This is a genomic window from Xenorhabdus mauleonii, assembly GCF_900113945.1.
Lineage (GTDB): Bacteria > Pseudomonadota > Gammaproteobacteria > Enterobacterales > Enterobacteriaceae > Xenorhabdus > Xenorhabdus mauleonii.
On record NZ_FORG01000061.1, the window covers coordinates 1 to 4,577 of the forward strand.

General features: G+C 41.0%; 4 protein-coding genes, 5 tRNA genes and 2 rRNA genes. 10 read left to right on the top strand and 1 reads right to left on the bottom strand.

What is annotated here, in order from left to right; translation table 11 throughout:
- The 5 genes from rrf (BM100_RS21880) to birA all read left to right on the top strand — a co-directional run.
- A 5S ribosomal RNA gene (gene rrf / locus BM100_RS21880) occupies positions 1-93 on the top strand; the annotation flags it as partial.
- Between the two features lie 51 nt (positions 94-144).
- Positions 145-220 (top strand) — tRNA-Thr (locus tag BM100_RS21885).
- Positions 221-255: 35 nt separating this feature from the next.
- Positions 256-371, top strand: a 5S ribosomal RNA gene (rrf, locus tag BM100_RS21890).
- A 160-nt stretch (positions 372-531) separates the two neighbouring features.
- A complete protein-coding gene (murB, locus tag BM100_RS21895) occupies positions 532-1,572 on the top strand; it encodes a UDP-N-acetylmuramate dehydrogenase (protein WP_092514868.1) in 1,041 nt (346 codons plus the stop codon).
- The gene (gene birA / locus BM100_RS21900; RefSeq protein WP_092514870.1) at positions 1,569-2,528 is read left to right on the top strand and encodes a bifunctional biotin--[acetyl-CoA-carboxylase] ligase/biotin operon repressor BirA; all 960 of its coding nucleotides are present in this window, start codon (positions 1,569-1,571) and stop codon (positions 2,526-2,528) included. Before murB ends, birA begins: the two co-directional genes overlap by 4 nt.
- Positions 2,529-2,561: 33 nt before the next feature.
- Here the strand turns inward: birA and coaA are convergent, their stop codons facing one another.
- Complete coding sequence (gene coaA / locus BM100_RS21905) at positions 2,562-3,512, bottom strand: type I pantothenate kinase (protein WP_092514871.1); 951 nt, start codon at positions 3,510-3,512, stop codon at positions 2,562-2,564.
- A 428-nt stretch (positions 3,513-3,940) separates the two neighbouring features.
- Here coaA and BM100_RS21910 point away from each other — a divergent pair.
- From BM100_RS21910 to BM100_RS21930, 5 genes are all read left to right on the top strand, one after another.
- Positions 3,941-4,016, top strand: a tRNA-Thr gene (locus BM100_RS21910).
- Between the two features lie 17 nt (positions 4,017-4,033).
- A tRNA-Tyr gene (locus tag BM100_RS21915) sits at positions 4,034-4,118 on the top strand.
- 100 nt (positions 4,119-4,218) lie between these two features.
- Positions 4,219-4,293: transfer RNA gene (locus BM100_RS21920), tRNA-Gly, on the top strand.
- Between the two features lie 6 nt (positions 4,294-4,299).
- Positions 4,300-4,375: transfer RNA gene (locus tag BM100_RS21925), tRNA-Thr, on the top strand.
- Positions 4,376-4,481: 106 nt separating this feature from the next.
- Positions 4,482-4,577, top strand: a 96-nt coding sequence (locus BM100_RS21930; protein ID WP_004249126.1) for a GTP-binding protein, incomplete at its 3' end; no start/stop codon positions are given.

Genomic DNA, 4,577 nt, shown 5'->3' on the forward strand with positions numbered 1-4,577 from the left:
CCCACCTGACCCCATGCCGAACTCAGCAGTGAAACGCCGTAGCGCCGATGGTAGTGTGGGGTCTCCCCATGTGAGAGTAGGACACTGCCAGACATCAAATTATAAGTGTTGCCCGTTTGGCAACACTTTTTTATTTTAGCATTTGCTGATATGGCTCAGTTGGTAGAGCACACCCTTGGTAAGGGTGAGGTCCCCAGTTCGAATCTGGGTATCAGCACCATGAATATTATGTTCGGCAAATAAAAACAGAATTTGCTTGGCGGCAATAGCGCGGTGGTCCCACCTGACCCCATGCCGAACTCAGTAGTGAAACGCCGTAGCGCCGATGGTAGTGTGGGGTCTCCCCATGTGAGAGTAGGGAACTGCCAAGCTTTAATTTAAGACGAAAGGCCACTCTTATGAGTGGCCTTTTGCATTTCTGTCTTTGGAATCCTCATCAATAGATAAGCATCAGGCAACTACGTCTTATCTTTCAAATATAGAGTCTGATAGACTACAACATAACTTACTTATTTATTGAGCTTAAAGTGAATGTCTGCCTGTCAATCTACCCAGTTAAAAACGTTCAACACATTTGGCATTTCAGCCAATGCAGATCATATTTGTACAGTGACTTCTATTGAATCTCTTGTGGCCTTATGGCATGAAGCAATGGAAAAACATCAACCGATATTATTATTGGGAGGAGGGAGTAACGTTCTCTTCACCGAAAATTTTAAAGGGACGGTGATTTTAAACCGTATCCTTGGTATCGATATAAAAGAGTCTGAAACTGCATGGCACATTCATGTTGGAGCTGGTGAAAATTGGCATGGGCTAATTACCTATTTACTCAAGCAACAGATCTACGGTTTAGAAAATTTAGCTTTGATCCCTGGTAACGTGGGTTCTGCCCCTATTCAGAATATTGGGGCGTATGGAATTGAATTTAAAAATGTCTGTGAATATGTTGATTTTGTTGAATTGAAAACCGGTAATTCAATTCGTCTAACGGCAGATGAGTGCCAATTTGCATATAGAGACAGTATCTTTAAGTATCAGTATAAAGATGGTTATGCGATTACATCTGTTGGCTTGCGTTTACATAAAGCGTGGGAACCAATTTTAACTTATGGGGCCTTGGTACATTTCTCACGGGAAAACGTGACACCTGATCAAATATTTGATGCTGTGTGTGAAATGCGCCAGAGTAAATTGCCAGATCCCGCAGTAATGGGAAATGCTGGAAGTTTCTTTAAAAATCCTATTATATCGGCTGAATTGGCACAAAAAATTAAGTTAGAGTATCCAACTTGTCCTCAATACTACCAAAATGAGGAAAGTGTAAAAGTTGCTGCGGGTTGGCTTATCGATCAATGTCACTTGAAAGGTTATTCGATTGGTGATGCTGCTGTACATACTCAGCAAGCATTAGTATTGATTAATAAAGGAAATGCATCAGGACAAGATGTTATTGCCTTAGCTGCTCATGTACGTAATGAAGTGGCTAAAAAATTTAATATTTTCTTAGAGCCTGAAGTACGCTTCATTGGTAGTGAAGGTGAGATTGATGCAGTGGAGTGTATTTCATGAAAGATATTAGTATTCCATTAAAACTAATTAAAGTGCTATCTGATGGAGAAATTCACTCAGGACAGCAACTTGGCCAAGAATTGGGAATGAGCCGAGCGGGGATTAATAAGCATATCCAAACTATTCGTGATTGGGGAGTGGAAATTTCAACACTCCCTGGTAAGGGGTATCGTTTCCCAGCGCCGATGGAGCTTCTCGATCAGGATATAATTTCGAATTACCTGCCAAACGATCGTATTGAAGTAATACCTGTCATTAATTCTACCAATCAATATTTATTAGAAAAATTGGCTGAACTGAATTCAGGTGATGCCTGTGTCGCAGAATATCAGTCTGCGGGGCGAGGACGCCGTGGAAGGCAATGGGTTTCTGCTTTTGGCAGAAATTTATATCTGTCTATGTATTGGCGATTAGAACAAGGCCCTGCTGCGGCAGTTGGTTTAAGCTTGGTTGTTGGAATTGTGATTGCGGAAGTCTTGAATCGTCAGGGAGCTGAAAGAGTAAAAGTAAAATGGCCAAATGATTTATATCTGGATGATAAGAAATTGGCAGGGATATTGGTTGAATTAACAGGGAGAACGGGTGATGCTGCTCAGATTGTCATTGGGATAGGTATGAATATCTCGATGAACAATGAACAGCAGCAATTAATCAGCCAACAGTGGACGAGTTTACAACAAGCAGGGATGGAAGTTGAACGGAATAAATTGATTGCTGAAATTATTCTGGAACTGAAAGAGGCATTAATTCAATTTGAAAGTGAGGGATTATCTCCTTTTGTTTCTAGGTGGTTTAAGTTAGATAATTTTATTGATCGCCCAGTAAAACTAATTATTGGAGATCAGGATATTTATGGCATAGCTCGTGGAATTGATCAGCAAGGGGCTTTATTGCTTGATATCAATGGAGTTATCACACCTTATATAGGTGGAGAAATTTCCTTGCGGGGCTGCTGAGGATAGAGCCGGAAATATTTCCGGCTGCTTGTCCTATTTCCGTAATCTGACACTTTCAATGGTATGATTGACACCTTTAGTCATAATCAAACTGGCACGTTCCCTTGTTGGAAGAATATTTTGCTGTAAATTTAATCCATTAATCTCTTTCCAAATGTTTGATGCGACACTTACAGCTTCCTCTGACGTCAATTTAGAATAGCTGTGGAAATAAGAATCTGGATCGGAAAACGCGCCTTGCCGAAATTTAAGAAAGCGACTGACATACCATTGTTCCAGTAAGTTTTCTGCAGCATCAACATAAATGGAAAAATCAACGAAATCAGATACAAAAACATGATGTGGCTCGTGCGGGTAATCCATACCGCTTTGTAATACATTCAACCCTTCAAGAATGAGGATATCTGGCTTCTCAATGGTGAGCTTTTCTTCGGGGACAATATCATAGCTCAGGTGAGAATATACCGGCGCGGAAACTTTCTCTGCCCCTGATTTTATATCGGCGACAAATTTGACCAAGCTACGCATATCATAGGATTCAGGAAACCCTTTTTTCTTCATTAGGCCACGTTCATTTAACACATTATTAGTGTGTAAAAAGCCATCTGTCGTTACTAACTTTACACGGCGGTGCTCGGGCCAACGACTGAGTAGCGCTTGTAATAAACGGGCTGTCGTGCTTTTTCCTACAGCAACGCTGCCTGCGATACCAATAATATAAGGTACCTTTTGCTCATCAGTCCCTAAAAATTGCTCAAGAACAGCTTGTCTGCGCAGATTGGAGCTAATATAAAAATTGAGTAGACGCGACAATGGAAGATAAATTTCAATTACTTCATCAATTGAAATCTCTTCATTAATCCCTTTTAAGGCTGCCACTTCTTCTTCTGTTAATGTCAAAGGCACTGAGTCGCGCAATGTTGCCCAGTGTTCACGATCAAATTGTAAATATGGAGTCGTCAAAAAAGATTCTTTCTTATTCATAAGCCAACATCTGCCTGTCTATGCAGGTTGGACAGGTTGTTGATAACACCCGTATCCGACAAAAAATAAATCTCATAATATCGGTTGAGTTAACTCAGGCGTAGATTTTTTTATGATTTTAGTAATTTTTTTGATGAGAAATACAAAAATCTAAAAAATGTTCTACGTCTGTGGCTGTTTTGAAAGGCTATCTTTATTCTTTTTTGAAAAAAGAATATAAGCTGCTGCAAATGGATTGCAGAAAATAACGGACAAATATAGTCGGTTAGCTTTTCTATATGATGTCTTATTGTTTGTAATTTGGTCACTAATGACTGAAAAATTCATCAACATTACCAAATCCGGATGCTTTATGAGCGAATGAATAAAAAAAACAATTTTTTTGTTGCATCGAACTCAAACACCTCATAGAATGCGCAGCACTTGATGCCGGCATAGCTCAGTTGGTAGAGCAACTGACTTGTAATCAGTAGGTCCCGAGTTCGACTCTTGGTGCCGGCACCAATTTTAAAATTTGGAAAGGTGGGGTTCCCGAGCGGCCAAAGGGAGCAGACTGTAAATCTGCCGTCACAGACTTCGAAGGTTCGAATCCTTCCCCCACCACCATTAACCAGTTTTCATCTTGAGTGTTCTGCTCGAGTTATGCTCCAGAAAAAACACTTAAGATATAAGATACAGCTGATTAAACTCAGGTAGCCGAGTTCACGCGGGCATCGTATAATGGCTATTACCTCAGCCTTCCAAGCTGATGATGCGGGTTCGATTCCCGCTGCCCGCTCCAAGATGTGCTGATATAGCTCAGTTGGTAGAGCACACCCTTGGTAAGGGTGAGGTCGGCAGTTCGAATCTGCCTATCAGCACCACTTCCCCTGTTCTGCCTCCTGATTTTCTTCCTGTGAATATCTAAACAAGCAACTGCTTGGTTGATGTGGTGAAACCACCGATTCCGTGTCTTAGAGGGACAACATAATGTCTAAAGAAAAGTTTGAACGTTCAAAACCGCACGTTAACGTTGGTACTATCGGCCACGTTGACCACGGTAAAACTACCCTGACTGCAGCAATC

Bases quoted from the DNA above. Each gene is read 5' to 3' on its own strand.
- murB (WP_092514868.1), top strand. From the start codon at position 532: ATGTCTGCCTGTCAATCTACCCAGTTAAAAACGTTCAACACATTTGGC.
- birA (WP_092514870.1), top strand. From the start codon at position 1,569: ATGAAAGATATTAGTATTCCATTAAAACTAATTAAAGTGCTATCTGAT.
- coaA (WP_092514871.1), bottom strand. From the start codon at position 3,512: ATGAATAAGAAAGAATCTTTTTTGACGACTCCATATTTACAATTTGAT.